Source organism: Rhodococcus sp. 3258 (assembly GCF_031456475.1).
GTDB lineage: Bacteria > Actinomycetota > Actinomycetes > Mycobacteriales > Mycobacteriaceae > Rhodococcoides > Rhodococcoides fascians.
This window is the reverse complement of record NZ_JAVDUT010000001.1, coordinates 1,124,856-1,151,354: the sequence shown is the minus strand read 5'-3', so window position 1 is coordinate 1,151,354 and position 26,499 is coordinate 1,124,856. Positions and strand designations below refer to the sequence as shown.

General features: G+C 65.6%; 21 protein-coding genes. 11 read left to right on the top strand and 10 right to left on the bottom strand.

Annotation, left to right across the window (positions count from 1 at the left end):
* Nucleotides 1–4: 4 nt before the first annotated feature.
* Entirely contained in the window at nucleotides 5–262 is a 258-nt protein-coding gene (locus J2X62_RS05285) for an acyl carrier protein (RefSeq protein WP_027495629.1), read from the bottom strand.
* Nucleotides 263–538: 276 nt separating this feature from the next.
* Between J2X62_RS05285 and J2X62_RS05280 the strand changes: the two genes are divergently transcribed.
* Together J2X62_RS05280 and J2X62_RS05275 are read left to right on the top strand one after the other, a co-directional pair.
* Complete coding sequence (locus J2X62_RS05280) at nucleotides 539–1,894, top strand: hypothetical protein (RefSeq protein WP_310178279.1); 1,356 nt, start codon at nucleotides 539–541, stop codon at nucleotides 1,892–1,894.
* A 99-nt stretch (nucleotides 1,895–1,993) separates the two neighbouring features.
* Entirely contained in the window at nucleotides 1,994–3,871 is a 1,878-nt protein-coding gene (locus tag J2X62_RS05275) for an Hsp70 family protein (RefSeq protein WP_048318066.1), read from the top strand.
* A gap of 6 nt (nucleotides 3,872–3,877) precedes the next feature.
* Here J2X62_RS05275 and J2X62_RS05270 read toward each other — a convergent pair whose 3' ends face one another.
* Nucleotides 3,878–4,402 carry an Lrp/AsnC family transcriptional regulator gene (locus J2X62_RS05270; RefSeq protein WP_027495632.1) on the bottom strand — a complete coding sequence of 175 codons (525 nt, stop codon included), beginning with the start codon at nucleotides 4,400–4,402 and terminating at the stop codon, nucleotides 3,878–3,880.
* A gap of 112 nt (nucleotides 4,403–4,514) precedes the next feature.
* On the opposite strand from J2X62_RS05270, the gene ald reads away from it, so the two are divergent.
* The gene (gene ald, locus J2X62_RS05265) at nucleotides 4,515–5,597 is read left to right on the top strand and encodes an alanine dehydrogenase (protein WP_204846710.1); all 1,083 of its coding nucleotides are present in this window, start codon (nucleotides 4,515–4,517) and stop codon (nucleotides 5,595–5,597) included.
* Between the two features lie 75 nt (nucleotides 5,598–5,672).
* On the opposite strand, the gene J2X62_RS05260 is transcribed toward ald, so the two are convergent.
* Both J2X62_RS05260 and J2X62_RS05255 read right to left on the bottom strand, forming a co-directional pair.
* On the bottom strand, nucleotides 5,673–6,962 hold the full coding sequence (locus J2X62_RS05260; RefSeq protein WP_283550937.1) for a YibE/F family protein: 1,290 nt from the start codon (nucleotides 6,960–6,962) through the stop codon (nucleotides 5,673–5,675).
* Nucleotides 6,963–7,264: 302 nt separating this feature from the next.
* Nucleotides 7,265–8,515, bottom strand: coding sequence for a pyridoxal phosphate-dependent aminotransferase (locus J2X62_RS05255; RefSeq protein WP_027495635.1), 1,251 nt, complete (start codon nucleotides 8,513–8,515; stop codon nucleotides 7,265–7,267).
* 105 nt (nucleotides 8,516–8,620) lie between these two features.
* On the opposite strand from J2X62_RS05255, the gene J2X62_RS05250 reads away from it, so the two are divergent.
* Complete coding sequence (locus tag J2X62_RS05250; protein WP_310178270.1) at nucleotides 8,621–9,325, top strand: SOS response-associated peptidase; 705 nt, start codon at nucleotides 8,621–8,623, stop codon at nucleotides 9,323–9,325.
* On the opposite strand, the gene J2X62_RS05245 is transcribed toward J2X62_RS05250, so the two are convergent.
* A complete protein-coding gene (locus J2X62_RS05245) occupies nucleotides 9,322–9,558 on the bottom strand; it encodes a DUF3263 domain-containing protein (RefSeq protein ID WP_032392269.1) in 237 nt (78 codons plus the stop codon). The genes J2X62_RS05250 and J2X62_RS05245 overlap by 4 nt on opposite strands.
* Before the next feature lie 100 nt (nucleotides 9,559–9,658).
* Here J2X62_RS05245 and J2X62_RS05240 point away from each other — a divergent pair, with 100 nt between their 5' ends.
* Entirely contained in the window at nucleotides 9,659–11,572 is a 1,914-nt protein-coding gene (locus J2X62_RS05240; protein ID WP_222098471.1) for a prolyl oligopeptidase family serine peptidase, read from the top strand.
* Here J2X62_RS05240 and J2X62_RS05235 read toward each other — a convergent pair.
* Together J2X62_RS05235 and J2X62_RS05230 are read right to left on the bottom strand one after the other, a co-directional pair.
* On the bottom strand, nucleotides 11,565–11,834 hold the full coding sequence (locus J2X62_RS05235) for a hypothetical protein (protein WP_027495639.1): 270 nt from the start codon (nucleotides 11,832–11,834) through the stop codon (nucleotides 11,565–11,567). The genes J2X62_RS05240 and J2X62_RS05235 overlap by 8 nt on opposite strands.
* 167 nt (nucleotides 11,835–12,001) lie before the next feature.
* On the bottom strand, nucleotides 12,002–15,406 hold the full coding sequence (locus tag J2X62_RS05230; protein WP_310178258.1) for a heterodisulfide reductase-related iron-sulfur binding cluster: 3,405 nt from the start codon (nucleotides 15,404–15,406) through the stop codon (nucleotides 12,002–12,004).
* 539 nt (nucleotides 15,407–15,945) lie between these two features.
* Between J2X62_RS05230 and J2X62_RS05225 the strand changes: the two genes are divergently transcribed.
* Nucleotides 15,946–16,623, top strand: a complete 678-nt coding sequence (locus J2X62_RS05225; protein WP_222082358.1) for an ammonium transporter — start codon at nucleotides 15,946–15,948, stop codon at nucleotides 16,621–16,623.
* Between the two features lie 61 nt (nucleotides 16,624–16,684).
* Here J2X62_RS05225 and J2X62_RS05220 read toward each other — a convergent pair whose 3' ends face one another.
* Nucleotides 16,685–18,028, bottom strand: a complete 1,344-nt coding sequence (locus J2X62_RS05220; RefSeq protein WP_310178254.1) for a hypothetical protein — start codon at nucleotides 18,026–18,028, stop codon at nucleotides 16,685–16,687.
* Between the two features lie 159 nt (nucleotides 18,029–18,187).
* Between J2X62_RS05220 and J2X62_RS05215 the strand changes: the two genes are divergently transcribed.
* From J2X62_RS05215 to J2X62_RS05195, 5 genes are all read left to right on the top strand, one after another.
* Nucleotides 18,188–19,354 (top strand): glycosyltransferase family 4 protein, encoded by a 1,167-nt coding sequence (locus tag J2X62_RS05215; RefSeq protein ID WP_310178250.1) that lies wholly within the window; start codon nucleotides 18,188–18,190, stop codon nucleotides 19,352–19,354.
* Nucleotides 19,355–19,465: 111 nt separating this feature from the next.
* Entirely contained in the window at nucleotides 19,466–20,608 is a 1,143-nt protein-coding gene (locus J2X62_RS05210; RefSeq protein WP_310178247.1) for a glycosyltransferase, read from the top strand.
* The gene (locus J2X62_RS05205) at nucleotides 20,605–22,830 is read left to right on the top strand and encodes a serine/threonine protein kinase (protein ID WP_310178243.1); all 2,226 of its coding nucleotides are present in this window, start codon (nucleotides 20,605–20,607) and stop codon (nucleotides 22,828–22,830) included. The genes J2X62_RS05210 and J2X62_RS05205 overlap by 4 nt, the downstream gene beginning before the upstream one ends.
* Nucleotides 22,827–23,054: a hypothetical protein gene (locus J2X62_RS05200; RefSeq protein WP_032371870.1), complete on the top strand. Its 228-nt coding sequence runs from the start codon at nucleotides 22,827–22,829 to the stop codon at nucleotides 23,052–23,054. The genes J2X62_RS05205 and J2X62_RS05200 overlap by 4 nt, the downstream gene beginning before the upstream one ends.
* On the top strand, nucleotides 23,051–23,944 hold the full coding sequence (locus J2X62_RS05195) for a glycoside hydrolase family 16 protein (protein WP_310178238.1): 894 nt from the start codon (nucleotides 23,051–23,053) through the stop codon (nucleotides 23,942–23,944). Before J2X62_RS05200 ends, J2X62_RS05195 begins: the two co-directional genes overlap by 4 nt.
* Nucleotides 23,945–23,953: 9 nt before the next feature.
* On the opposite strand, the gene J2X62_RS05190 is transcribed toward J2X62_RS05195, so the two are convergent.
* Nucleotides 23,954–25,006: a S1 family peptidase gene (locus tag J2X62_RS05190; protein WP_310178235.1), complete on the bottom strand. Its 1,053-nt coding sequence runs from the start codon at nucleotides 25,004–25,006 to the stop codon at nucleotides 23,954–23,956.
* A 139-nt stretch (nucleotides 25,007–25,145) separates the two neighbouring features.
* Nucleotides 25,146–26,444, bottom strand: a complete 1,299-nt coding sequence (locus J2X62_RS05185) for a S1 family peptidase (protein ID WP_310178232.1) — start codon at nucleotides 26,442–26,444, stop codon at nucleotides 25,146–25,148.
* Nucleotides 26,445–26,499: the final 55 nt, after the last annotated feature.

Genomic DNA, 26,499 nt, shown 5'->3' with positions numbered 1-26,499 from the left:
GTCGTCAGCCTGCGAGTTGTGCGACAGCAGCTGCGATCGCGTCGATGCTCGCGAACGTGGACTTCTGCAGCATCGAGTCCGGGAATTCGATGTCGAATTCGTCCTCGAGGCCGATCATGACGTTGACACTCGCGTGCGAGGTCAACCCACTGTCGTAGAGGTCGGAAGCAGAGTCGATGTCCGACGCGGCGACCGGCATCTTGCCGAGCTTGTCCAGCACGTCCCGAATGCGTGCGTCGAACTGCGTACTGAGTGTTTCCATCGTGACGGACCTCCACCGATCGCTTGGGTGCGAGACCGGGCGGCCTCGCAAGTCGTACGGGCCGACGGAAAATATTTCGACCCGCAGTCTCCCCAGACCCGGGTAAACAATATCTCAGATTGTTTGAAGCCGATACCGCATACCGAGTGCAAGTTTCGTGACCTACGTCCCGCATGTCGGTTTTCGGCCCGTTTGCTCGTTTCGGCCACACCGAGCGTGCGTACGATAGGTTCCGATCGTCTGTTCATACGGCAAGCAATCGAAGGACAACACTCGATGGGACCAGTCTGCGGCGTGGCCGTGGAGTCGGACGCCCTGCGCATCGCCTACACCGATGGTGACCGCCGCGTCGTCGAGTCCGTCGATCTCGAGCTCACCGATCCGGACCGCGCGATGCACGACCTGTCCGACCGAATCGGAGCGCGCGGCCCCTTCGACTCCGTCGTCATCACCGGGCGCGAGGCTCGCACCCTGCGCTACACGGATTTCTCGACGTCGGCAGGCCTGGCTGCATCCGTCGAGACGGTCGACGAGCACTACGCGCTGCTCGCGTTCGTGCGTTCGCTCGACACCCTCGCCGACGCGACGACCGTGCTGGTGCTCGACCTGGGGAGACGCGGAACGTCGGCCTTGGTTCTGAATACCGCCGAAGAAACCGTCGAATGGCACGACCGAACGGAGTCGTTCGGCGGCGAACGCCTCGACGACGTGGTGCAGGGCCTGGTGATGACCAAGGGGATCCTGCCGGAACCGGAAGGGCCCGAGGGTGTCGCGTCCTATCGCACGTTCTTCCGAGAGCTTCGGGAGCTACTGACCACGTCGGCCGGTGTGCGCGCACCCAATAACGGCCCGATGATCCTCGAACGCGACGAGTTCGAGGCGGTCGCCACCCCACTGATCGACGACATGATCGAGTGGGTCGGTCCCCAGACCCCCGACGCGATCGTGTTGCTGGGAGGAGTTGCCAACAGCCCCCTCGTCCAGCGGCGAGTTCGCGCCACCTGGCCGGTGCCGCTCACCGTCCACGACTCGGTGTCGCCGGTTGCCGAGGGCGCGCTGATCAGGGCTGAAATCGGCTCGAAGCAGGCCCCCGATCCGGTAGTGGAACCATCGCCTGTAGCGGAGGTAGTGGAATCGGAGTCGCCGTCCGAGGTCGAGTCGACGACGCAACCCGAAGCGGAACCGGAGCTCGCTCGGGAAGACCCATCGCCACACAAAGCCCGTGGTGTCGGTCGCCGCGGGGTCGCTGCGATTCCTATGTCGTACCTGTCGACTCTCTCGGGCAGGCAGTGGACTCGGCAGGCGGTACTCAAGATCGGCGCCGTGGCGGTGTCGGTCGGAGTCGTGGTTGTCGCGCTGATGTTCGCGCTCTTCGCCGATTTCGACAATGCGCCCAGATCCGTGATCAATACCGACCCCGGTTTCGAGGCGACTCTCGCCGAGATCGCACCCCCGGTCACCGACACGCCTCCACCGGACCAACCGGCTGCGGCGGGACCGACCACTCTGACGTACGAGCAGCTCTACGTCGAGCAATATTCGTACACCGGTGAGATGTACCAGCCTCCCGGCGAGGCGTCCGACATCGGTTTCGGCTTCACCGATACCGAAGCCGAACAAGCAGGCCCGTAGGCACCCTTTCGTGCAGCTCGCCGCGAGACGGTACCGTGTGCGGGTGGACTCCCGATGGGGCGTTCACCGAAACCGCCGAACGAAGTGAGGCCGACGATCGTGACTGTGCTGCTTGGGGTGTCCATGGGGACCCGAGCCGTGCGCACGGCGCAGCCCAGAGCAGACCAGTTCGGAGCCTCCGGCGACACCTCGTCCGCCCTGGTCACCGACGTCGAGCGGCCACTGTTCTTCCGCAACGAACTGATCGACAGTGCCACCGGGGACCTCCCGCACCTGGCCGCCGAATCGATCGGTGCCGCTGCCGAGGTCGAACCCGAACTGTCCACCGGCATCGCCTACCGGGATCCGCGTCAGGCCGATGCGCTGCGCGCCGCCTTCGCTGGTGCTCACCTGAACAACTACCACCTGGTCCCCGAGGTCGAGGCCGTCATCGAATACCTCGCCGTCACCGGTGAGGCGCGAGGTGCCGGCTCTGTCGCCCTGTTCGACCTCGGTAGTTCCGGATTGACGGTCAGCGTCGTCGACCTGATAGCGCGCACGGTGACGGCATCCCAGCGCTCCGGCTCCTACAGCGGTGATCTGATCGACGCCTACGTGCGCAACAATCAGCTCCAGCGCCTCGGTAAGCCGGCGACCGACCCCGACATTGCGCTGTTCGAGAAGCGCTGCCGCATCGCCAAGGAACGCCTGTCCACCCAGGACGCCGTGTGCCTGCCCGACGCGAGCGGGATGATCCTGCTGTCTCGGGAGAATTTCGAACTGCTGATCACAGACCTGCTCGACGAGGCGATCGAGTTCGCCCGCGAGGTCATGATCGGTGCCAACGTGCCGATCGACGCGGTCGTGTTGATCGGTGGTGGTGCCCGCATGCCCATCGTCCAGCAGCGCGTGGGCCCACTGCTCGAACTGCCCTCGATTGTCCCGACCGAGCCCGAGACGGTGGCCGCACGCGGAGCAGCATTGGCCGCGCGGCCGAATTCGCGCACCAGAACCGCTCCCGACCGTACTGCGCGCGACGCGCAGGCAAGCGTGCCGAGACGTCGACACACGGACAGCGCCGCTGTTGTCCCGCCGGCTCCGGTGGCACCGCCTGTGCCTGTGGTGCCACCTGCGCCCGAGCCGATGATGCCCGCGCGTTCGGAGTCGCAGCATGCCGCACCGCCGGTGGCGACGCCGAGCTCGACTCGTCCCGTGCCCGCACGTCCGTGGATCGCTGCCGCATCGATTACCGAATCTGCTTCTGCAGCAACCGGTTTCGAATCCTCGAAATTCGCCGACGCGCCCGCCGATATTCCCGAGCCGTCGACCGTGGAGGCTCAGCCTTCGTCGGAATCGACTGCGGTTCACGAGTTTTCCGAGAACGGCGTGGGTGAAGTCTCTGCTCTCGCCGTGGAAGCGCCTGCAGTACAGCCGGTGTTGCATGCATCCGCCACCGATGCTGCCACTGATGCCGCCGCGGACACCGTCGAGGACGGTAAGCCCGTTCCGTTCCAGCTGAAGAACATCTACTGGCTCGACGCCGATTACGACGACGACGACGGTGAAGACGATCGCACTCGCGCACGGCGCAGGCTGCGGACCGGCGGAGTGCTCGCGTTCTGCGCGGCAGCGGTGGTCGCCGTGTCCGGCTTCATGTTCACCCACCAGAACTCTCCGCAGGTAGTGGACACCTCGGTCAGTCGCGACCAAACCGATACTCCGGTGGTCACGACGGTGCCGACGACGACGCCTGCTCCCGTTCTGTTGCCGCCACCGCCTGCGCCGGAACCGACCACCACTGTGGAGCCGACGACCGAGCAGCCGGAAACCACGTGGGAACAGCCGGTCACGACCACCGAGACCACGACGGTCGAGCCGCCGCCGGCACCGGTCGAGTCCGTTCCGCCCGTTACGACGCAGCAGCCGCCGCCGCTGATTCCGGGCTTCCCGGACTTCACGTTGCCGGGCTTCCCCCCGATCGTGCCGCCGGCACCCTGATCGGTTCTATTTGTCCGCGTTCGTGTTTCGCGGCCTGATGTGCTCGAAGATCAAGATGGTCTCGGTCGCTGCGACGGCAGGGTCGGCACTGAGATTCTCGACGACGAAATCGCGCAGGGTGGCCGTGTCGACCGTCGCCACATGCACCAGGAAGTCGTCGGCCCCGGCAATGAAGTAGATGTTCAGCGTCTCCTTGCGGGACGCGATCTTCGAACCGAATTCGCTGATCCGCCGTCGAGCATCCGCTTGCAGCCGAACCGAGATCATGGCCTGAATGCCCTGCCCGAGGGCCTCGGGGTCGATGTCGGCGTGGAAGCCGCGGATGACGCCGCGTTCGACGAGCGCCCGAACTCGGGTGAGGGCAGTGGACGGCGCGATCCCTGCTGCGGCCGCCAGCGCATTGTTCGGTGTGCGTGCGTCTCGACGCAGTTCGTCGAGCAGAATGTGGTCGATTCGGTCCAGGGCGACGGACCGAACATCATTCGATCGAGCCCCCTCATCGACCGGCTGAAATGAACTATCTGCATCCATGGCCCGACGATACAGAATTTTGTTCACATCCATTGCAGCAATTCCGCACATAATTCATAGTTGGCGTACCCACGGAGCGTCGCTTCGGTCACCGCCACTGCAGGAGGACGTCATGAAAATCGGAATTCCACGCGAGATCAAGAACCACGAATACCGGGTGGCCATCTCCCCGGCAGGCGTGCACGAACTTGTCTCGCGAGGACACGAAGTGATCATCGAAACCGAAGCCGGCGCCGGTTCGTCGTTCACCGATACCGATTACAAAGCCGCAGGCGCGCAAATTTTCACCGACGCGGTTGCCGTCTGGGACGCGGCCGATCTCTTGCTCAAGGTCAAAGAACCCATCGCCGAGGAGTATTCACGCCTGCGCAAGGGTCAGGTGCTGTTCACCTACCTGCATCTTGCGGCGTCAAAGGCCTGCACCGACGCGTTGCTGGCGTCGGGCACCACGTCCATTGCCTACGAAACCGTCACGGCCGCAGACGGATCGCTGCCCCTGCTCGCGCCGATGAGCGAAGTTGCCGGCCGTTTGGCACCGCAGGCCGGTGCCTACCACCTGATGTCGAGTGAAGGTGGCCGCGGCGTACTGATGGGTGGCGTACCGGGAGTGCGTCCCGCCAACGTCGTCGTGATCGGAGCCGGCGTCTCCGGAAAGAACGCCACCGCAATCGCTTTCGGTATGCACGCCGACGTCACCGTACTGGATCTCGATGTCCGAGCGCTGCGCGCGATCGACGATCAGTACCGCGGTGCCGTCAAGACAGTGGTGTCGAACGCTTACGAACTCGAACAGGCCGTGCTGGCCGCCGATCTGGTCATCGGAGCCGTACTCGTCCCCGGAGCGAAAGCGCCGAAGCTGGTGTCGAACAGCCTGGTTCAGCGCATGAAGCCGGGATCGGTTCTGGTCGACATCGCCATCGATCAGGGCGGCTGCTTCGAGGACTCGGTGGCCACCACCCACGCCGATCCCACCTACAAGGTGCACGAATCCGTTTTCTACTGCGTGGCCAACATGCCCGGAGCCGTGCCCCGTACCTCGACGTACGCGCTCACCAACGCCACCCTGCCCTACGTGGTTGCCCTGGCCGACAAGGGTTGGGAAGCCGCCTGCGCCGCGGACCCCGGTCTGAAAGCGGGCCTGAGCACCCATGAGGGTGAGCTGCTGTCCGCGACCGTTGCGGCTGCGTTCGCCTGACCGAGCGGCTTCGCCGCACGTGCACGAAAGATCGGTGCCTGCTACGAGTTTCCACTCACGTGCGGCGAAGCCGCTCTACGCGCTGTGGCGGCCCGAGCCCCGCGATCGTGTGGGCTTGGCCTGCCGCGGCGAAGAGGGAGTCCGCGACGAGGTGAGCGGCCGAGCCAGCAGGACGGCAATGGCAGTGGTGAGCGGTACCGACAGGGCCAGCGCGACGCCACCGACGGACGACCGCACGATTTCGATCGCCACCGCGTCGCCGGTCAACACGTCTTGGATCGACCGGTCGGCGACGCTGAAGAGCAGGAGCAGCGGCAGCGCACCACCGGCGTACGCGAGTACCAGGGTGTAGACGGTACTGGCGATGTGATCGCGCCCCACCCGCATCGCGGCGGTGAAGATCTCGCGCCGCGACGCCGTCTCGTCCACCGATGCCAACTCGAAGGCCGCCGAGGCCTGGGTGATCGTCACGTCGTTGAGCACACCGAGCGAGCCGATGATGAAGCCGGCCAACAGCAGACCGGTGACGCTGACATTGCCGATGTACGTCTGCACCGCAGTGTTCTGTTCCTCCGACAACCCGGTGAGGTGCGTCATCCGAATCGCGACGTAGGACAGGACTGCGGCAACGCCCATCGAGGTCAGTGTGCCCAGTAGCGCCGAGCTGGTGCGCAGATTCACGCCGTGCGCCAGATACAGCACGGCGTAGAGAATGATCGCGCCGGCGACCAGCGCGACCGGAATGGCCGGAGCGCCGTCGAGCAGCGCGGGCAGCATGAACACCACGAGGACGGCGAACGCGATGAGCAGGCCCACCAGCGCGCGGAAGCCCCGCCAGCGGGCCACGACGCAGATGACCACGGCGAACACGCCGACGATCAACCCGAGCGGAAGCCCGCGGGAATAGTCGTTGAAGGAGTATCGGACTCCACCGGAGGGGTCTGTCTGCAGAACCAGCCGGATGTCCTCACCGGCGCTCAGAGTCGGTTGGCCGGGACCCGGCGCGATCTCGAGTACCGTCCTTTTGCCTGCGTCCTCACCGGTGGTGATGTCGACGATGCTGCGCTGACATTCGTACGAGTCGTTGACCGCAGGGGTCGGGTTGCCGGTGAATGCTCGACCTGCGTCGGGACTCCCGCAGGGCCCGATGCTCTGCGAGGTGATGGTGCCCGCCTCGGTGGACACTGCACCGCCACCCGAGGTCTGGAACGGCAGCGGGATGTCGATGCTCTGTTTGCTGGGCCAGAGCGCGAAGGCCCCGGCGATGACGGCTATGGCAATAGCGATCAGCAATCCGACGACGACCTTGGCTGCCACCGGTCCCAACGGCACGGGGGCATCGCTGTGCCCGTGACCGTGACCCACATGAGAAGTGGATCCCGGCGAGATGCCGTCCGAGGGTTGCGTGCCGTGTGGTTCCACGGTGCAAGGCTAGTACGGGGCCGGATCGGTACCGGCCGGGTACTCGGCCGAGGCGAGGAGCTCGGTGGCGGGGAGCAGGGGGGGCGTCCCCCGCCACCACCTGATCGACCCGGGGGGGATGGGTACGAACAGGGCTCGCGGGCACCGAAGTGCCGTCCGCCAATGTACAGATGAATCGCGGCGGAGGCGGGATCACCCCGGTGTTTTGTCCATCACTTTCAACTACTTGTCGGTAACTTCGAGCCTCACTGTTTGTACGAGGACAGGAAGTTGCCGAACCTCTCGATCGCAACGGCCAGATCGCGCGCCCACGGCAGCGTCACGATCCGCACGTGATCATGACCGGGCCAGTTGAATCCGGTGCCCTGCACAACCAGGATCTTCTCCTGCAGCAGCAGGTCCTGTACGAGCTTCTCGTCGTCGTAGATCTCGTGCACCTCGGGATCGAGTCGCGGGAATGCGTACAGCGCACCGCGCGGCTTGACGCACGAGACCCCGTGAATGGCGTTGAGCTTCTCCCACGCGACATCTCGCTGCTCGAGCAGCCGCCCGCCGGGCAGGATCAGATCCTCGATGCTCTGATACCCACCCAGAGCAACCTGAATGGCGTGTTGGGCAGGCACATTGGGACACAGACGCGTCGACGCGAGCAGGTCGATACCCTCGATGAACCCCGCGGCGTGCTTCTTCGGGCCGGTGATCGCGAGCCATCCGGCACGGTAGCCGGCCACGCGATACGCCTTGGACAGACCGTTGTACGTCAGGCACAGCAGATCCGGAGCCAGGCTCGCCAGCGAGGTGTGCTCGGCGTCGTCGTAGAGAATCCGGTCGTAGATCTCGTCGGCGAGCAACAGCAGCTGATGCTTGCGCGCCAGATCGACGATGCCCTGCAGGACCTCCTTGGAGTACACCGCACCCGTCGGATTGTTGGGATTGATCACCAGCAGCGCGACGGTCTTCGGAGTGATCTTCGACTCGATGTCGGCGAGATCGGGATTCCACCCGTTCTCCTCGTCGCACATGTAGTGCACCGCCTTGCCGCCGGACAGCGTCGTCATCGCCGTCCACAACGGGTAGTCCGGGGCCGGGATCAAGACCTCGTCGCCGTCGTCCAGCAGCGCCTGCATCGTCATCGTGATGAGCTCGGAGACGCCGTTACCGAGGTAGATGTCGTCGACGTCCAGATCGGGGAAGCCCGGTTCGAGTTCGTAGCGCGTCACGATGGCACGGCGAGCCGACAGGATGCCCTTCGACTCCGAGTAGCCCTGGGCCACCGGTAGCGCCGCGATCATGTCTCGCACGATCACGTCCGGAGCCTCGAAGCCGAACGGGGCCGGATTACCGATGTTCAGCTTCAGGATGCGATGGCCCTCGGCCTCGAGCCGGGCAGCATGCGCGTGTACCGGTCCGCGGATCTCGTACAGCACGTTCTGCAGCTTGGTCGACTGCTGCAACGTGCGATAACGCGGCTGTGGGTGGATCTGCGGAGTGCTCACCCGTCACATCGTGCCAGGTGAGTGCCGTGGGAATCCACGAGGTTGTCGTTCGGGCACCGCCGTTTCGCTGGGCCGTGTCGGTGGCAGGTGGAACAATCTCGTTCCATGTGCGGACGGTATGCCAGTACCCGGAGTGACAGCGACCTGCAGGCGGTCTTCGACATCGCCGAGACAGTGGGCGACGAGGTGCCGCCGTCGTACAACGTCGCCCCGACCCAGACCATCAGGACGGTGCTCGAACGCGCGCCCAAGGACGAACCCGAGTCCGACGCCGTGCGCCAATTGCGTTCGGTGCGATGGGGATTGATTCCGTCGTGGGCGAAGGACGCGAAGATCGGGTCCCGGCTCATCAACGCCAGGTCCGAGACGATCACCGAGAAGCCGTCGTTCAAGAAGGCCGCAAGTCGTCGGCGCTGCATCATTCCGGCCGACGGGTACTACGAGTGGGAGAAGCGCGACGGTGCGAAAGTGCCGTACTTCCTGCACGAGCAGGGCGTGCTGGCGATGGCGGGTCTGTACGAACTGTGGCGAGACCCCACCAAGGCCGACGACGACGAGGACCGCTGGGTCTGGTCGGCCACCGTGCTCACCTCGCCTGCTGCGGACGCCCTCGGGCACATCCACGATCGCTCACCGGTTGTGCTGCCCCCAGAGCTGCGGGCGAGTTGGCTGGATCCGACTCTGACGAACCTGAACGAGGTGTCCGAGCTGCTGGCCGCGATACCGGAGCCACGGCTCGAGCCCTACGAGGTGAGTACCGCGGTGAACAGTGTGAAGAACAACAGCCCCGAGCTGTTGACTCCGGTCTAGCCCTGACCGTCGGTGCGGTGCCGGCAGATGTCGATCATCGCGGCTCGTTCGCTCGCAGTCAGGTCGTCGGCCACCGGGGAATCGAGGATGCGCTCGAGTCGCCGGAAGTAGGTGGACGCATCGACCCCGAACGCCACGTAGATGTCCTCGGCACTGCCGCCGCCGTACCCGTGCCAGGTACGACCGAACGTCAGAATCTCGTGGTCGACGGAGTGGGTGGTGGTCCGGCGCATGATCTCTCCCTCGTGCTGCGTCCCACCATCATCTGTGTCGCGGTTGAAGGTGCGATGAACAGCGCGTTACGTGCGTGTGGAGTTCACTAGGGTGGAGCAGGTGACCGCTCTCGCGTACGGATCCTGGCCCTCGCCCATCACCGCAGCCGACCTGTCGTCGGCCGGCCACCCCGTCGAAGGTGGACGATTCGTCGGACACGAAATCTGGTGGTCCGAGGTGCGGCCCACCGAACAGGGCCGAACCGCGATCTGCCGCCACGTCGACGGACAGGTCGAGGCGATCCTGCCGGCACCGTTCAATGCCCGCACCCGCGTTCACGAATACGGCGGCGGCGCATGGACGGCAACGCCGAACGGCGATCTGGTGTTCGCGGAATTCTCCGATCAACGCATCTACCGACTCACCCCCGGCGACGCACCACTACCGCTCACCCCGGCCCCGGCTGTGGCGTCGAGCATTCGGTACGGGGAGTTGTCGGTCGTCGGTACCGACGTGATCGCCGTCCGCGAGACCCACGACGCCGGAGCTGTCACCCGAGACATCGTCGCGATCGACCTCGGCGGTGGCGGAGTGCGCTCACTGGTCTCGGGATCGAATTTCCTTGCCTACCCCAGGCTTTCGCCCGACGGCAGCCGCATCGCGTGGATCGCCTGGAACCATCCGCAGATGCCCTGGGACGGAACAGAACTGCGGGTCGCATCGCTGGCGGATCCGTCGTCGTGGACTGTATTGGCGGGTTCGACCGAGGAATCGGTATTGCAGCCGGAATGGATCGACGACGAGTCGCTGTACGTCATCAGCGACCGAAGTGGTTGGTGGAACCTGTATTCGGTCACGCTGGACGGCGCAGCGACGCCGGTGTCGACCCTCGATGCAGACTTCGGTGCCCCGCTCTGGCAACTCGGAGCCCGCTGGTACGACGTTCTCGACGACGGCACGTTGCTGACCGTTCGCACCGTCGGCACGGATACGCTCGCCGTTCTCGACCCCGCCACCGGCACCCTCGACGACATCGAACTCGACGGAGTGACATCGGTGGGGCTCGGGGGACGGCTCGGATCGACGGTTCTGCTCCGGGGCGGCGGTGCGCAGGTGCCGTCGGGACTGTTCGCAGTCGACCTGGCCACCCACGAACTACACAGTGTGCGTTCGAGTTTCGAGTCGATACCGGATGTCGAATACCTGCCCGCGGGGCGTCAGGTCACTTTCCAGGGACCGGATCGCGAAGTGCATGCCATCGCGTACGCACCACGTAACCCGTCCTACGAGGGGTTGGACGGCGAACTACCGCCGTACGTCGCATTCGTGCACGGCGGTCCGACGGCACACGTGGCGCCGGCGTTGAACCCGGTGTTCGCGTACTTCACCAGCCGCGGCATCGGCGTCGTCGATGTGAACTACGGCGGATCCAGTGGGTACGGGCGCGAATACCGTAACCGGTTGCGTGGACAGTGGGGCGTGGTCGACGTCGAAGACACCATCGCCGCAGTTCGTGGCTTGGCCGACGCCGGCCTCGCCGACCCGAACCGGCTGGCCATCGAAGGTGGTTCGGCAGGTGGCTGGACGGTATTGGCCGCGCTCACATCGTCCGACGTATTCGCCTGCGGCGCTTCGTACTTCGGCGTCGCCGAACTGGAGATGTTCGTCGCCGAGACGCACGATTTCGAGTCCCGCTACATCGACGGGCTCATCGGGCCGCTACCCGAGGCCCTCGATCTGTATCGCACCCGCGCGCCGGTGAACAACGTCGACGGACTCTCGTGCCCGGTACTGCTGCTGCAGGGTCTCGACGATCCCATCGTGCCGCCCTCGCAGGCCGAACGATTCCGAGATGCCATGGTGGAGAAGGGAATACCGCACGCCTACCTCACGTACGCCGGTGAGTCGCACGGATTCCGCAAACTCGAAACACAGGTGAACGCCCGAGAATCGGAGCTGTCGTTCTACGGGCAGGTCATGGGATTCACCCCACCCGGAATCCCCGAACTGGAGCTGTGGCGACCGTCTAGCTGAGTGGTGGGTGTGCGCGCTTCGCCTCGAGAAATTCGAGCAGCGCGCTGGGGATCGCGCAGTACTTGCTGTTGCCGACGGACAGTTTGCTGCCCGCCTCGAACGCCGCCTTCGACGGGCCGTTGTGCTCGATCACCAATGCACAGAGGCGCTCGTCGGTGCGGCCGGACTCGCAGCACTTCTCGACATGCGCTCGATCGTCGGGCGAGAGCGCCGTCCACCACTCGTCGTAGCGGCGAAAGAGCTTGTCCGCGTCGTCGGTCATGCCTGCTCCTACTTCTTCGGGTATGCAGTTCGGTTCCGACCATACTCACGATGTCCGATTCGTCCACCGCCGCGGGGGTCCAGCAGGGACTTCACACCCCTACCGACGACTGCGCGCCCCTGCTCTGAAGTGAGCAGGGGCGCGCAGTCGGTAACAAGGGTGGGAGGTTACTTCCGGCGACCCGGAACCTTTGCACCCGGAGCGAATCCGAGTCCACCGGCCTTCGGCTTGGGCGGAGTGCGATCATCCGAACCGTTGGATGTGGTCTCGGCCGCAGTGTCCGACGCTTCTGCCTTCGGAGCCTCTGCTTCCGGTACCTCGGCCTCTGGGGCTTCGGTGATCGGTGCTTCCGTGACCGGTGCCTCTGCTTCCGGTGTCGGCTCGGCCTTTTCGGGCTCTGCTGCAGCCGGCTCTGCTGCAGCCGGCTCGGCTGGTGTCGCCGCAGGTGCAGCGGCAGCCGCACCCGGTGTCCGCGCGCCCGGCTTCTTGAATCCGGACTTCACGGCCAGACCCTTGGGCTGGACGGTCGGCTTGGACTCTGCTGCTACGGATTCGGTTGCAGCAGGCTCCGTTGCAGCAGCCTCGGTGGCGGATGCCTCGGACGCCGTGGCCTCGGTAGCCGGTGCCTCAGCAGTAGGAGCCTCGGACGCAGGGGCTTCGGTAGCAGGCTTGCCCGGTGCCTTGGCTCCCGGCTTCTTGAATCCGGACTTGACGGCCAGACCCTTGGGCTGGACGGTCGGCTTGGATTCTGTGGCTACGGATTCAGTTGCAGCAGAAGGTGATTCCGCTGCATCATCGGCCGCTTCCGGGGCGGGTGTCGACGCCGCAGGAGCAGCGTCGGCGGGCTTGCCGGGTGCCTTCGCGCCGGGCTTCTTGAATCCGGACTTGACGGCCAGACCCTTGGGTTTGACGGTTGGAGTCGACTCGGAGGCCTCTGCGGGAGCAGGTGCTTCGGTTGCCGCAGGAGCGTCGGCAGGTGCCGGGGCAGCCGCCTTCGCGCCGGGTGCCTTGCCCTTCATCTGCAGACCCTTGCCACCGGGTGCCTTGCCACCGGCCAAACCGAGGCCCTTGGGCTTCGATGCGTCCGCGGCAGTATCGGCCGAGTGCCCCGACGTCTTGTCGGCTTCGGCGTTGGCGGGCGCAGAACCGGGTGCTTTGGCTCCGGGAGCTTTCGCAAGTCCCTTCATCTTCAGGCCACCAGCAGCCTTGGCCGGCTGCGCCTTCTTCGTCTCGGCTTCGGGATCGCCGCCTTCGGCTGCGACCTCGATCTCCTCGACGCGCCCCTTCTCCTCGACGGCTGCGACCTTTTCGGTGGCCAGCTTCTCTTCGGGAGTCTGCTCGCGGGGGATGACCTTGATGTTCTCGGCCAATACCGAGGACTCGACGCGGGTGATCGATTCGAGCATCAACTGCGCGACGTCGACGACCTCGACGCCCTCGTGTGCGCCGCCTTCCTGCCGTGCGGTGACACCGTCGGTGAGCATGACGCGGCAGAACGGGCAGCCCGTGGCGATCTTCTTCGGGTTGGTCGCAAGCGCTTCGTCGACCCGGTCGATGTTGATGCGCTTGCCGATGTTCTCTTCCATCCACATACGAGCGCCACCGGCACCACAGCACATGGACCGCTCACCGTGACGCGGCATCTCCTTGAGGTTGGAGCCCGACGCGGCCATCAGCTCACGCGGGGCGTCGTACACCTTGTTGTGCCGGCCGAGGTAGCACGGATCGTGGTAGGTGATGTCCTGGCTGACCGAGGCCACCGGGATCAGCTTCTTCTGCCGCACGAGACGGTTGAGCAGCTGCGTGTGGTGGACCACCTCGTAGTCACCGCCGACCTGCGGGTACTCGTTGCCGAGTGCGTTGAAGCAGTGGGCGCAGGTGACGACGATCTTGCGCTTGCTCTGCTCGACGCCGTCGAACACGTTGTTCAGTGTCTCGATGTTCTGCATGGCGAGCTGCTGGAACAGGAACTCGTTGCCTGCGCGGCGAGCGGAGTCGCCGGTGCAGGTCTCGTCGGCACCGAGCACCATGAACTTCACGCCTGCGGTGGCGAGCAGCTCGGCGACGGCCTTCGTGGTCTTCTTGGCGCGGTCCTCGTAGGCTCCGGCGCAGCCGACCCAGAAGAGGTACTCGTAGTCCTGGAACGAATCGGCGTCCTGGCCGAAGACCGGGATGTCGAAGTCCATCTCGTTGATCCAGTTGAGGCGGTCCTTGGAGTTCTGGCCCCACGGGTTGCCCTTGTTCTCCAGGTTCTTGAACAAGCCGGCGAGCTCGGACGGGAACTCGGACTCGATCAGCACCTGGTAGCGACGCATGTCGATGATGTGGTCGACGTGTTCGATGTCCACCGGGCACTGCTCGACGCACGCACCGCAGGTGGTGCAGCTCCACAGCACCTCGGGGTCGATGATGCCGCCCTCGATGGCGTCGGCGACGAGCTTGCGATCGGCTTCGTCGCGAGCATTCTGCGGAATGGCGTCGAGCGCCTTCTGGTCGACGTTGCCCTCGGCATCGACGAGTCCGACCTCGTCGCCCGCCATGTCCTTCTTGCCGCCGGCCAGCAGGTACGGGGCCTTGGCGTGGCTGTGATCGCGCAGCGACATGATCAGCAGCTTGGGGGAGAGGGGCTTGCCGGTGTTCCAGGCGGGGCACTGCGACTGGCAGCGGCCGCACTCGGTGCAGGTGGTGAAGTCGAGCCAGCCCTTCCAGCTGAAGTCTTCAATTTTGCCTGCGCCGAACGCGTCGACGTCGGGATCGGCCTCTTCCATCTCGAGGACCTTGCCGCCGGACATCATCGGCTTGGCGGCACCGAGGGCGACGGTGCCGTCGTCCATACGCTTGAAGTAGATGTTGGGGAAGGCCGTGAAGCGGTGCCACGCGACGCCCCAGTTGATGCGGGTGCCCACGATGTAGAGCCAGATCATGCCGGACATCAGCTTGATCAGAGCAAAGATCGACACCATGTTGGAGTTGGCCGGCAACAGCTCGGCGAGGCGCATCGTGAAGAAGTCGGTGTAGGGGTTCGCGTGTCCGTAGGTGGCGATCTTGCCCGCCTTGACGAACACCATGCCCAGGCCCTCGATGAGGACAACGGCCTCGACGAAGTAGGCGGCCTTGAACCCGGAGCCGGCGAAGCGTGACTGACGCTCGGGCTTACGCGGGTGGTTGAGCTGGCGAATGATGATCAGCGTGGTGATGCCGATGACGGTGCCGAGCCCGAGAATCTCGTCCATCAGGTGGTAGACGGCGGTGTCGCCGACGATGGGCCAGTGGAACTCGGGGTTGAACGTCTGTCCGTAGGCCTCGAACCAGAACACGGACCCGACCATGAAGCCGATCATCACCAGCCAGTGCGCCCAGCCGACGGTGCGGAACTTGACCATCTTGGTGTGCGCGGCGAACTCGATGATCATCTGCTTGAAGCGGGGGACGATCGGTCGCCAACGGTCGGGTGCCGGCTGACCCAGCCTCACGATGTTGAACATGCGCAGGGCGCCACGAATGAAGGCGTACCAACACACGAGGCTGAGCAGAGCACCGACTGTGCCCAACGTGATCGTCAGGGCGTTCATGTCGCGGCCTTTCGTTCAGTGGCAGCTGGAGCAGCTACCGCGGGTCCAGCCCGTCGAGAGGAATACAGCGATGTTACCTGCCAGTAGATCGCGAAATCTACCGACGGGTAACTTAGGTCAGAATCGCATGGAGCGACGCTGGTGGTTGTGCGCACGAGACCGTCCGACGGGTGGGCTGAACTCGTCAGTAGGTTGTCGCCCGCATCACGTTAGGCGTACGGGCTTGTGACTCCTGCGAGAAGGCAGACCTAACCCGGCCGAATCGGCCCGATGTCCGAGGTTTGCCGCCGGCTGCGCCGTGGAAGACAAGTCCCGCGAAACCGAACGAAAGTGCGGTCTTTCTGTCCGATTTGGGCGTTGTGATTGTTCATAACTTTTCGGACACGGTAAAGGGTCGGTAGCACAACGACCGGTCTGATTGATGGTTTACACTGCCTGTGGACCAGAGGTGCGAGGACGTCATTCGGGGTGATGTCGCGTTCGACGGTTTGCCGCCAAAAGCACTGCAGCACATGCACAGAAACGGAACACAACACCACATGAAACTCAGCAAACTGGTCGTCACCTCGGCTCTCGTAGCAGTTGCTACGGGTCTGGCCAGCGGAACCGCCTACGCGCAGCCCGACACCAGCGCCACGACCCCCGACACGAACTACTCCGTCGAGCTCGAAGACCGCACCATCGTCACCACCATCGATGCGGGCGTCTTCAAGGTTGCCGACGACGGCAAGACCGTCGACGTGCTCGACGCCGCCGACAACACACTCGTCACCCTCCCGCTGTCGTTCAACCTCGGCGGACTGAACTTCCCGTACGAGCAGAACGTCGACGACAACGGCAAGACCCTGCGTCTGGTGCCGCAGCTCGACTTGACGAAGGCCTCGGCCAACTCGCGCAGCATCGGCGCGACGACTGTCGCCTCGCCCGAGGAGAACATGGCGGCTCAGGAGAACTTCCAGTCGCAGCTCGCTCTCGCGACCGCGATCGGTGGGTTTACCGGAACGGCAGTCGGTGCGGTAATCGGAGGAATAACGGGCGGGGCTTTGGCTTGCGCCACGACTGCTTGCATTCTCGCCATCCCGACAATCGCGACGTTCGCCGGGGCTGGAGCGGTAATTGGCACCGTTGTCGCCGGCGGCCCGACCCTCGTGGTCGCGGGCATCGACTTGCTCAACACGCTGAATGCGGCACCCGGCACCTCGGTGTACGCCAAGTAGTCACAGCGCATTCTTCGAAAGAACCCACGATCTCGTCGAGGTCGTGGGTTCTTTTGTGTTGTCAGGCCGCAGGATTGGTGGCGACGGCTGCGGTCGATGCGTCGGCTTCGAGGAATGCGATGGGCGTCGAGCAGGCGGCGCGCAGTGCCCGTCGGATGGTGTCGGCATCGACGACGTGCGAGTGGAACGATGCGGCGACGCGAATGGAGTCGCGTAGCCGTGCGGTCGTCAGGGTGATGTGTCCGTGGCTCGCGGGTGCCACCATGACTCGATACGAGCCCTGTGTCTCGCCGACGAAGGCGATGTCGTTCAATCGGGCATGCCGGCCCATGTCGGACAAGGCCAGACGGATGGTGTCGGGTGCGGTGGGCGGCAGGGTGTCGGTCGCGCGGCCGGAGCGCAACCTGGCCAGTTTCGAGCGAAGTGCGACCAGCATCAGGTTTGCGATCGGGTGCCCGCAGTCGATGATTCGTCGCCATTGGCGGGACAGGAGAACGGTGTCGGTCGTGTCGGGGAGGTAGACGTCGATACCGGCCGACAGGTTCGCAAGGGTGGTCAGCTCGGGTGGTAGGTACCGGCGAACGTCGAACAGCACTTTGGCGACATCGTCGACGGCCAGTCCTTCGGCGCGCAGTGCGGCATCGAGGGCGGCGAAGAACAGGATCGAGATCGACTGGCCGGGTCGGTGTTCGTCTCGCCACCTCGCCAGTTCTCGGGTGCACTCGATCGTGGCGGCCGCGGCCACCACCTCGACGGGTGAGCCTCCTGCGGTCGGTGCCGCCTGTGTAGATGCCGTCTGTGCCGACCCGTGACCGGCCGACCCGCCGCCTGCATGCTTGCGCCCGCACACGCTGATACCCGGGAGAACGCGCGAGCGCAGTAGCTGCGCAACTCGCTCGGGATCGGTTCCGAAACAGCGCATCGCTGCTACGGCGAGCGGGTGACGCGTCTGCGCTGATGTCGCCCAGCGAGGCACGATGCCGTTGCGAGCGTCGGCATCAGCGAGTGTGTGGGAGAGGTTGATGATCATCTGACCGTCGCCGAGCCCGTGATCCATGTAGAACACCACGTGGTCGCCGCGCACCGTGATGGACAGTGGCTCGGCGGGGTCGTGCGTGGCCAGTAGCTGCGACATCGCGGTGTCGTAGTCGTCCTCGGTGATCGCGGAGTCTTCCCGGACGGCGTTCAGCGGGGCGTCGGGATCGTATCGCCAGCGACGGGTGCCGGAATCTGGACGTAGGCCCACTCGCGCGGCCGGGCCGATGCTCATCGTCGTGCGTAGCGCCCGGCGGATGCCGTCGACGCCACCATGATCGACAGGACCGAAAGCCACCACGGTCCAGTTACCCGCAAGCGCGACATCGGTCTCGTGAACCGTGACGTGCGAGGGAAAGACCACGTTCATCGCGTAGGTCCCTTCCGATAGACGGCTTTACTTCTTGTTTATGAAAGCCTCAGAAGCAGTATGAACTCAAATGGGTATTCCAGCCAACTCTGAGTACGATGTAATGGAGTCAAACAAACTATTGGACAGGAAACCGGAGTCTTGGACGGAGTCAGCGAAGTGCAAGTACTCGCGGTCTCGCTGTCGACGTCGGTTGGCGGAACCGATCACAGTCTGCGAAACGTGGCGCTGGCATTGCGGCCCCTGGGCGTGACCGTCACTCTGGGTGCGCCCGGTGGCAGCGACACCGAACAGTGGTGGCGAGCAGCCGGCCTGCCGTTCTTGCCGCTGGACCTGCCGCAACGCATCGGAATCCATCGTCAGGGCGTGAAGTCTCTGCATCCCATCGGCGGGCTCGCGGCACAGGTGCCGAAGAGCGCACGCACGGTGTCGATACTTCGGCGAGCTGCCCGCGACTTCGACGTCGTACATTCCAACCATCTGCTGCTGCATCCCGACGCGGTGCTCGCGTCCCGACTCGCACGCACCCCGGTCGTCGTCGAATTTCACGACATCGTCCCCGCCGGACCGGGGCGCACACTGCTCGCCGCGATCGCGACGACGGCAACCCACACGGTGGCCGTCAGCGCAGCTGCAGCACAGCAACTCCCGACGCGTGCGCGTGGACGGGTGAGCGTGGTGCACCAGGGAATCGACACCACGGCCTTCGCGCCGGGTGCCGGTGACCCGGCTCTGCGGGCCGACATGACCGCCGACCCCGATGCTCCACTGATCGCAGCCGTCGGCCGGATCGATCGCGAGAAGAAGCTCGACGTACTGATCGACGCCGTGGCGCGGGTGCGTCGGTCCGGAGTCGACGCGCATCTGGCGATCGTCGGCGCGCCCAGCGAGGACGACGGTGGCTACCTCGTCGAGTTGCAGCAGGCCGCGGAACGGTTGCTGCCCGGTGCGCATCGTTTCCTCGGCCGCACAGACGCGGTGGCGTCGACATTGCGTGCCGTGGATGTGTTGGCCTGCCCGTCACAGGACGAGCCCTTCGGGCTCATCGCCCTCGAGGCACAGGCCTGTGCGGTGCCGGTCGTGGTGAGCGACACCGGGGGCCTGGTCGACTTCGTCTCGCACGAGCGCACCGGCCTCGTTGCCCGAACCGGCGACGTCGACTCGCTGGCCACGCAGTTGTGCAGGATGCTGACCGATCGCGGCCTGGCCGCCACCCTCGCCGAGGCCGCGCGAGGGCAAGCAGTCGCGCGATTCGATTCCCAACATCGCGCGAAGCATTTCGCCGACATCTACAGTTCAGCAATCGGGAAGAAGCGCATCACATGACGTGACGCATCGGCTCTGCAGCGGAGCCGACGACGCAACCCAGCCGTGCGGATGTCGGGGCATCCGCACGCACACGCTCGTACCGAATCGGAGTTCTTGATGCTCGACCACATGGCCCCCGGCGTCCCGCGCCGCCGCACCCCGCAGCGGGTCGGCGTTGCCGTTCTTGCCGCGACTGCGACCGCGACCCTGGCCGGGGCCGGCTGGGTCCTCGCACCCAGACGGTCGCCGGAACCCCTGCGCGCGGCAGAGCCGTTCGTCGACGGCGACCTCATCACCGTCGTCGTGGGAACCGTGGGCAGGCCGTCGCTGTCGGGCACGGTCGAGGCCGTGCTCGCGCAGTCCTATCCGGCCGTGGAGATCGTGGTGGTGGACAACGCACCCACGTCGGGACGGGTGGACGACGCGTTGAGGTCGATCGACGATCCCCGCTGCATCGTCGTGCGTGAGCCGCGCCGCGGGGTCTCGCGAGCCAGAAACACCGGTGCCCGGCACGCGTCGGGCCGCGTGATCGCTTTCACCGACGACGACGCCGAACCGGATTCGCAGTGGCTCGCCGCCGTGGCGCAGGTGTACGCGGCAGACCGAGACGGTGTCGTGGCCGGGGTGACCGGACGGGTCGTCGGACTGGCGGTCGAGACCGATCAGCAGCGGTGGTTCGAGGAATCGGGGCTGTTCGAGAAGGGATCGACGCGCACGGTCTGGACCCTCGCGCCGACCGGATCGATCGACGAAGAACTGGGTGCACGCGGCACCGCAGCACTGTTCCCCTACACGGCCGGGGAGATGGGCAGCGGCAACAACATGTCGTTCCGAAAGACTGCCTTCGACTCGCTCGCGGGATTCGACGAGAGGATCGGACCGGGCACGCCCACCAAAGGCGGTGAGGACCTCGAGCTCTTCCGACGAGCGGTACTGCGCGGGGGAACGATCGTCTACGACCCGACAGCCGTCGTCGGCCATCATCATCGAGCCGATCACGAAGCGTTGCGCGAGCAGATGTTCGGGTACGGAAGCGGAATGGCCGCCATCGTCACCAAACTCTTCCTCGACGGCGGAGCTCCGGCCCGCGCACTGCTCGGCCGGCTCCCGACCGCATTCCGCATGCTTCTCGCGCCCGAGGAGAACCGCTTCGCGGACGGGGCTCCGCCGATGCCTCGCGACCTCAAGCTCACCGAGCTCTACGGCTACCTGTGCGGGCCGTTCCTGTACGTCAAGGCCATCACGGTTCGCGGCACCGGGATCAATTCGTGACGATCACCGACACCGCCGACGCACCCGAGGACGCGGTAGGTCGAGCCGATCCGACGCGTCCCGACTCGAGCTACCGCGGGGCGCAGGCGCTGCTGTTCGCTGCCGCAGCGGTCGCCATCGCGTCGACGCTGCTGGCCATCCTCGCCGGATCCGATCACGCGGGTGCGGTACCCAACGGGCTGCGGGTCGCCGTGGTCGTCGCCGCCGTGACGTTGTTGCCCGGGGCACCCATCGCGGTGCTGCTGCGCCTCCGACAGCCGGCACTGGTCGGTTCGGTGACGGTCTCGATCTCGTTCGCGACGATGCTGATCATCGCGCAGGCCGAGGTCGTCACCGGGAATCTGCGTCCGGTGACGGTGCAGCTCTACATCTGTGCGGTGTCCGCCGCGCTCATTCTGTGGGCGTCGCGAACGTTGGTGCCTGCGGTGCCCCGACCGCGCCCGGACCGGACTGCGGTGGTGACCCGGTACGTCCTGCTCGGCGCGGTGGCCGTCGCCGTCGTGCTGTTCGCTCACGCCACGAAGGTGCTCAGGCCGCAGGCGTCCGGGGCGTTGGGCGTCATCACCCACATCGGCTTCAGCTACCTCGTCGCGCTGGCCATCGTGGCGGCCGTGATCGCCGTGGCGCTCTCGCGGGCCCGACTCGACCCGGTGGTACTCGGCGCGGCCGGTCTCGCTCTGATCATGTTCACCACGATGTACGTGTCGTTGGCCGACGGCGTCACGTCGATCCCGACGGCGTACACCCATCGCGGGCTGATCGACATCATCGCGTCATTGCAGGGTCTGCCACCGCCGTCGGACGCGCGATTCAGTTGGGCCGGATTCTTCTCTGCCGGAGCACATATGTCGGGTGCCGGCGCGCTGTCGGACCTGTCTCCGATGCTGCTGTGGGCTCCGCTCTTCTACGGCGGCGTGACCATGTTGCCGCTGTACTCGATCGCGCTGTCGCTGACCGGGCGCAGGCGCGTGGCGTGGATCGCGGTGATCCTCTACCTGTCGTTCAACTGGTACCAGCAGGACTACTTCGCGCCGCAGCCGACGGCGACCATGCTGTACCTGACCATCTGCGCCTTGCTGCTGTGGCAGTTGCGCAGTGCGCCCCTGCCGCCGGCCCCTCGGTCGTGGCGTCGGTGGATCGTCACGGTGCCGCGGCGAACTCTGGGCACGGTTCCCGGTGTCGGTGCCGGCCGCACCCTCGCGATCGAGGCGCTGATGATCGTCATGATCGCGGCGATCGTCATCACTCACCAGCTCACGCCCATCGTGTTGATCGCGGCGCTGTTCCTGTTCTCGCTCACCGGAACCACGCGGTACCGACTGCTGTGGCTGTTCGCGGTCGCGCTGTTCGTGGCCTGGTTCAGTTACGGAGCCGTCGACTACTGGAAGGGCCACCTCGCGTACGTGCTCGGCGATGTGGGACAGGTGTCGGGCGCGGTGCAGGGCGGCGTCAGCGACCGGATCGGTGCCGATCCGCTGTATCAGAAGATGCAGTATCTGCGGTTGGCGGCGTCGGGCGCGCTGTTGATGTTCGCGTTCGCCGGTTGGCTGACCTACCGCCGACGCAAGACGTGGCTCATCGGCGGCTTGCTCTGCATGGTGCCCTTCGGTTTGGTGCTGGTGCAGAGCTACGGCGGTGAGGTGGTGATCCGGTGCTTCGTGCTGGCGTCGCCGTTCATCGCGCCCTACGCCGCGGACGCGTTGGTGCGCACCTTCGCGATCATTCGACGGTTCACGGGTCGATCGGCCCAGCCTCGGCACTGGTCGCGCACCGTCGCCGCGACCGCGGCAATCCTCGGAATTGCCTTGATACTGACGGCAACTCGCGGGTTGAACACCTCGTTCGAGCACACCGACGAGGATCAGATCCGATACGGAGACGCATTGATGCGGTCGGTTCCGCAGGGCTCGGAAATCATGGTCATCGGAACGGCGGCCGGGCTGGTGTCCGCACGCTACTTCGACGACGTCAGAGTGGCGACCATGGAATCGTTCGAGTGCCTCGACGATCTCAGCGGGTGCGTCCGAAAGGAGAACCCCGACTTCGTGTTCACCACTCGACAATCGTCGGCGCAGATCTACCTGCAGTACGGATATTCGCAATCGGTCGTCGACCAACAGCTGGGCATGCTGGTCGGATCCGACGAGTATCGCGTGGTTGTCGAAACCGCCGACCTGACCATTCTGCAGAATGCGTCCACCCCACCGGTGGTGCTCAAATGACAGATCTGTGGCTCGGCTTCCTCGCATTCGGTGCCCTGTTCGCGGCGCTGATCGTCTCGTCGGTACTGCGCGAACGCGAGGTGCCCTCCGACGGAGCGATCGGGCGCGGCGGCAACGGACGCATCAACCGCGCAGTGGTGCTCTCCGCGACACTGATCGTGTTGTTGCTCCTGGCCGCAGTGGTCGTGATCGTGCGGTTCCAACAGATCGCGATCTGGGAGTGAGAATCGGACGCGGCCTGTCGGTGGCCCTACTGGTCGTGGCGACGACGGTGTCCAGTGCGCAGTCGAGCGGACCCGGACCCGCGTTGGTCAGCAGCGAACGGTGCGACCCCATGGCGGACGACGTCATGTCGGGTGAAGCCGTGCCCCGGGAGGACCTGCCGGGGTGGCGGCAAACCTTTGTCGACGATTTCGACCGGTGCGATCTCGGTGACGACTGGGGTGCGTACTACGGCCAACCCGGAGGCGACCCGGCCAGCTGGTGGGAGTACGAACAGGCCTCGGTCACCGGTGGCGCACTCCGGCTGCGCGCCGAGCAGAAGGACGGCCGCTGGGTGACCGGCGGCGTCTCGAATTCGCCTGTGTCACAGAGGTATGGCAAGTGGGACGTGCGGCTGCGTGCGGACCGATCCGACGAGATCAGCTACCACATTCTGCTGTGGCCCGCCGACGAGGTGTGGCCGCCGGAGATCGACATCGCCGAGAGCGCCGACGGGACCAGACAGACGATGTCGTCGTTCCTGCACTGGAGCGGTGCAGAAGGAGACCGTCACTTCTCACAGGCGAATCTGCAGTTGGACACCAACGACTGGCAGACCGTCGGAGTGGAATGGGACCCCGAGCAGATCAGGTATCTGGTCAACGGAAAAGTCTGGGCGCGAACACCACTGGGAGCATCCATCCCGGACAAGCCGATGTGGTTGGGCATCCAGGCCCAGGCGGGCGCGTGCACCAAGCTCGAATCCTGGGGTGTCGGAGAATGCGGCCTGGCGGGAACACCCGACGTCGCGAACGTGGATGTGGACTGGGTGTCGGTGTACGAATCGGACGGGACACCGTCCGTCGTGGAGGACACGCCGTCGGGATCGGTTCTGCTGGAACAACAGAACTGACCCGCCGGCCTACGACGTACGGACCGTCAGGCCCGGGTTCTCGGCGAGAATGTCGTTGATCGGCGTCGCGAACAGTTCCGGGCGCTGACCCTGCAGCATGCTGACGACGGTCGCGATCTCGCACGAGGGTTGATCGCCCACGTTCGACGCGTTCGCGATGCCCACGGCGAGCGTGCCACTGACGATGGGGCCACCGCTGTCGCCGCGCAGCGCGCAGATCGACGTGGAGAAGCTGCGGTCCAGGACATTGCCGCCCATGGTGACGTGCTGGCCCGTCGACAGGATTGTGCCGCAACTGAATCCGGTGGTGGCTCCGGATTTGCAGACCGGCGCGCCGACGACCGGATCCACCGTGCCGGTGATCAGCAGTGGGCCGGACCCGGGAACTCGCATCGCGTTGCTCTCGAATTCCCCGATGTTGCCGTCGTCGATGTCGATGAGCGCATAGTCGTTGTGCGCCCGGCTGGTTCGATAGAACGAGCCGAACTTGGAGCCGACGAGGCTGCCGTACATGGGGTACGCACCCGTCGTGACGGCGGACCCTGTGCTCGACTCGCCCGGATCACAGTGTCCTGCAGTGATGTTGACGGCACCACGCGTCGGGTCGATTGCGTTGAAGCCCAACGAGCAACGCAGACCGGCCCCGGCCGGGGTGCCGGCGAGAAAGCTGTCGCCGCCGAGATACGAACTGGCACGAATGGGCCCTGCGGTGAGCGAGGGATCGAACGGCACCCGGTCGAGGAGCGGACCGAAGGCATCGAGGACGGGGGCCGGGATGTCGAATACAGCCCGGTCGATCACGAATCCGGCGGCCGTCGCCGCGTCGACCACATCCGCGTGGGACGGTCCGTCGGCGACCGCGACGACCGGCAGCCCGGCCGCGTCGAGATGGCCACGGACCGCCGGGCCGACGGCGGCGGTGAACTCGGCCAACTGGCGCGCTGTGTCGGCGCGGTCGAGAAACTGCTGAGGGCTGAGCCCGAGATCGCGTGCCACAGCGTCGGCCAGTGACGCCGGTTCGGGCGGTGCCGCAACGGCAGTGGGAGTGGATACCACCGTCATGAAGAGCAACGAGACAGCAGTGACCGATAGTGCACACGCACGGCGACGCATAACGACCTTCCCCCCGGGCATCGAACGATGTGATGCCGTTCACTTCGCACACGAACTATAGGGGGTCGGAGGCCTCGTGCGTACCGCTTTACCCGGTTCGGACAGTAGCTCCGGTCGCGCTCGTGACCTGATCGATGGGAATGCCCAGGCTGGCGGTGCCGCCGAACTGCGCCAGCGCGAGGTTCGCCTCGGTGCAGTCGGGTGCTCCACCGCTGTTGGATCCGCTGGTGATGCCGAGTGCCAGCGTGCCGGTGACGATGGCCCCGCCGCTGTCACCGGCCAATGTGCATGCGGTGCTGGCGAAGCCGCGCACGGTGCGCGACGTGCCGTCCTCCATGAAGAGCTGCGTCTCGACGCGATCGGCGGCCACCACTCCGCACGTGAACGACGACGACTGCCCGGATTTGCAGACGGGTGCGCCGATGACGGGGGATGCCGTTCCGGTGACGGTGACGGTGCTGCCGTTGGCCCCGCGAACGGTGGGACGGTCCAGCCCGGCCTTCTGTCCGGCGGCGTCGAGGCCGATGACCGACCAGTCGAGGCCGTCCGGCGCTCCCAGGCTGGAGCGATCGAACGAGCCGATCTGGGAGCTGCGCGCGATGTCGGCCGGATCGGGCAGGTACACCGGTGCTCCGCCGGCGCCCGTGGCCTTGTTCGGATTGCAGTGTCCCGCAGTCAGATTGACGGCGCTGCCGTCGGCGTCGACGGCATTGAAGCCGAACGAGCAGATGCTGATCTCGGTCGGCGGTGCGTCGGCAATCGGCCCGGCGGTGGTGACATACGTGTCGCCGCCCATCGGTGCCGGGTCGGCCGGCTTGTTGCCACCGGGGGAGAGCATCACCTTGATGTTGGCCAGCAGGGTCGGCAGGTTCAGGGCCTTGCCGATCGGACTGTTCGCCACATTCAGCACGATCTGGTTGTCGATGAAGTCGATGGCTGTGCCGTTGATCTGCTCCGAGATCTCACGCGGGAGGCCGGCGATCCACGTGTTCAGATCTGCCAGCGACTTCTCCAGCCCGTCCGCGGACACCGGCGACTGCGCGGTGGCATAGCCGTCCTTGGCGACGGCCTGCGCGGCTGCGGGAGAGGTGACGGCGACGACGGCATTACCGTCGGGCCCGATCCAGGCACCGGCGAAATCGGCGGGTCGGCTCGCACGGAAGTCCGACGCGTAGGCCGACAGCTCCTGCGCACGCGCCGCACGATCGAGGTATTCATGCGGGGAGATCTTCAGATCTCGCTGCACGGCTTCGACGAGCTCTCGCGGAAGCTGATCGGCGGGCGACTGAACCACAGGTTCGGCTGCCGCTGTTCCGGAGAACGAAGCAAGAAGTACGAAAGCCGTCGAGCACAGCACTGCAGTACGCAGAGCCCCGGAGTTACGCATGAAATCCCTTCATCGGGTGCTTGGCATCAGCGCCCCACCCTAGGGCATGCGTCAC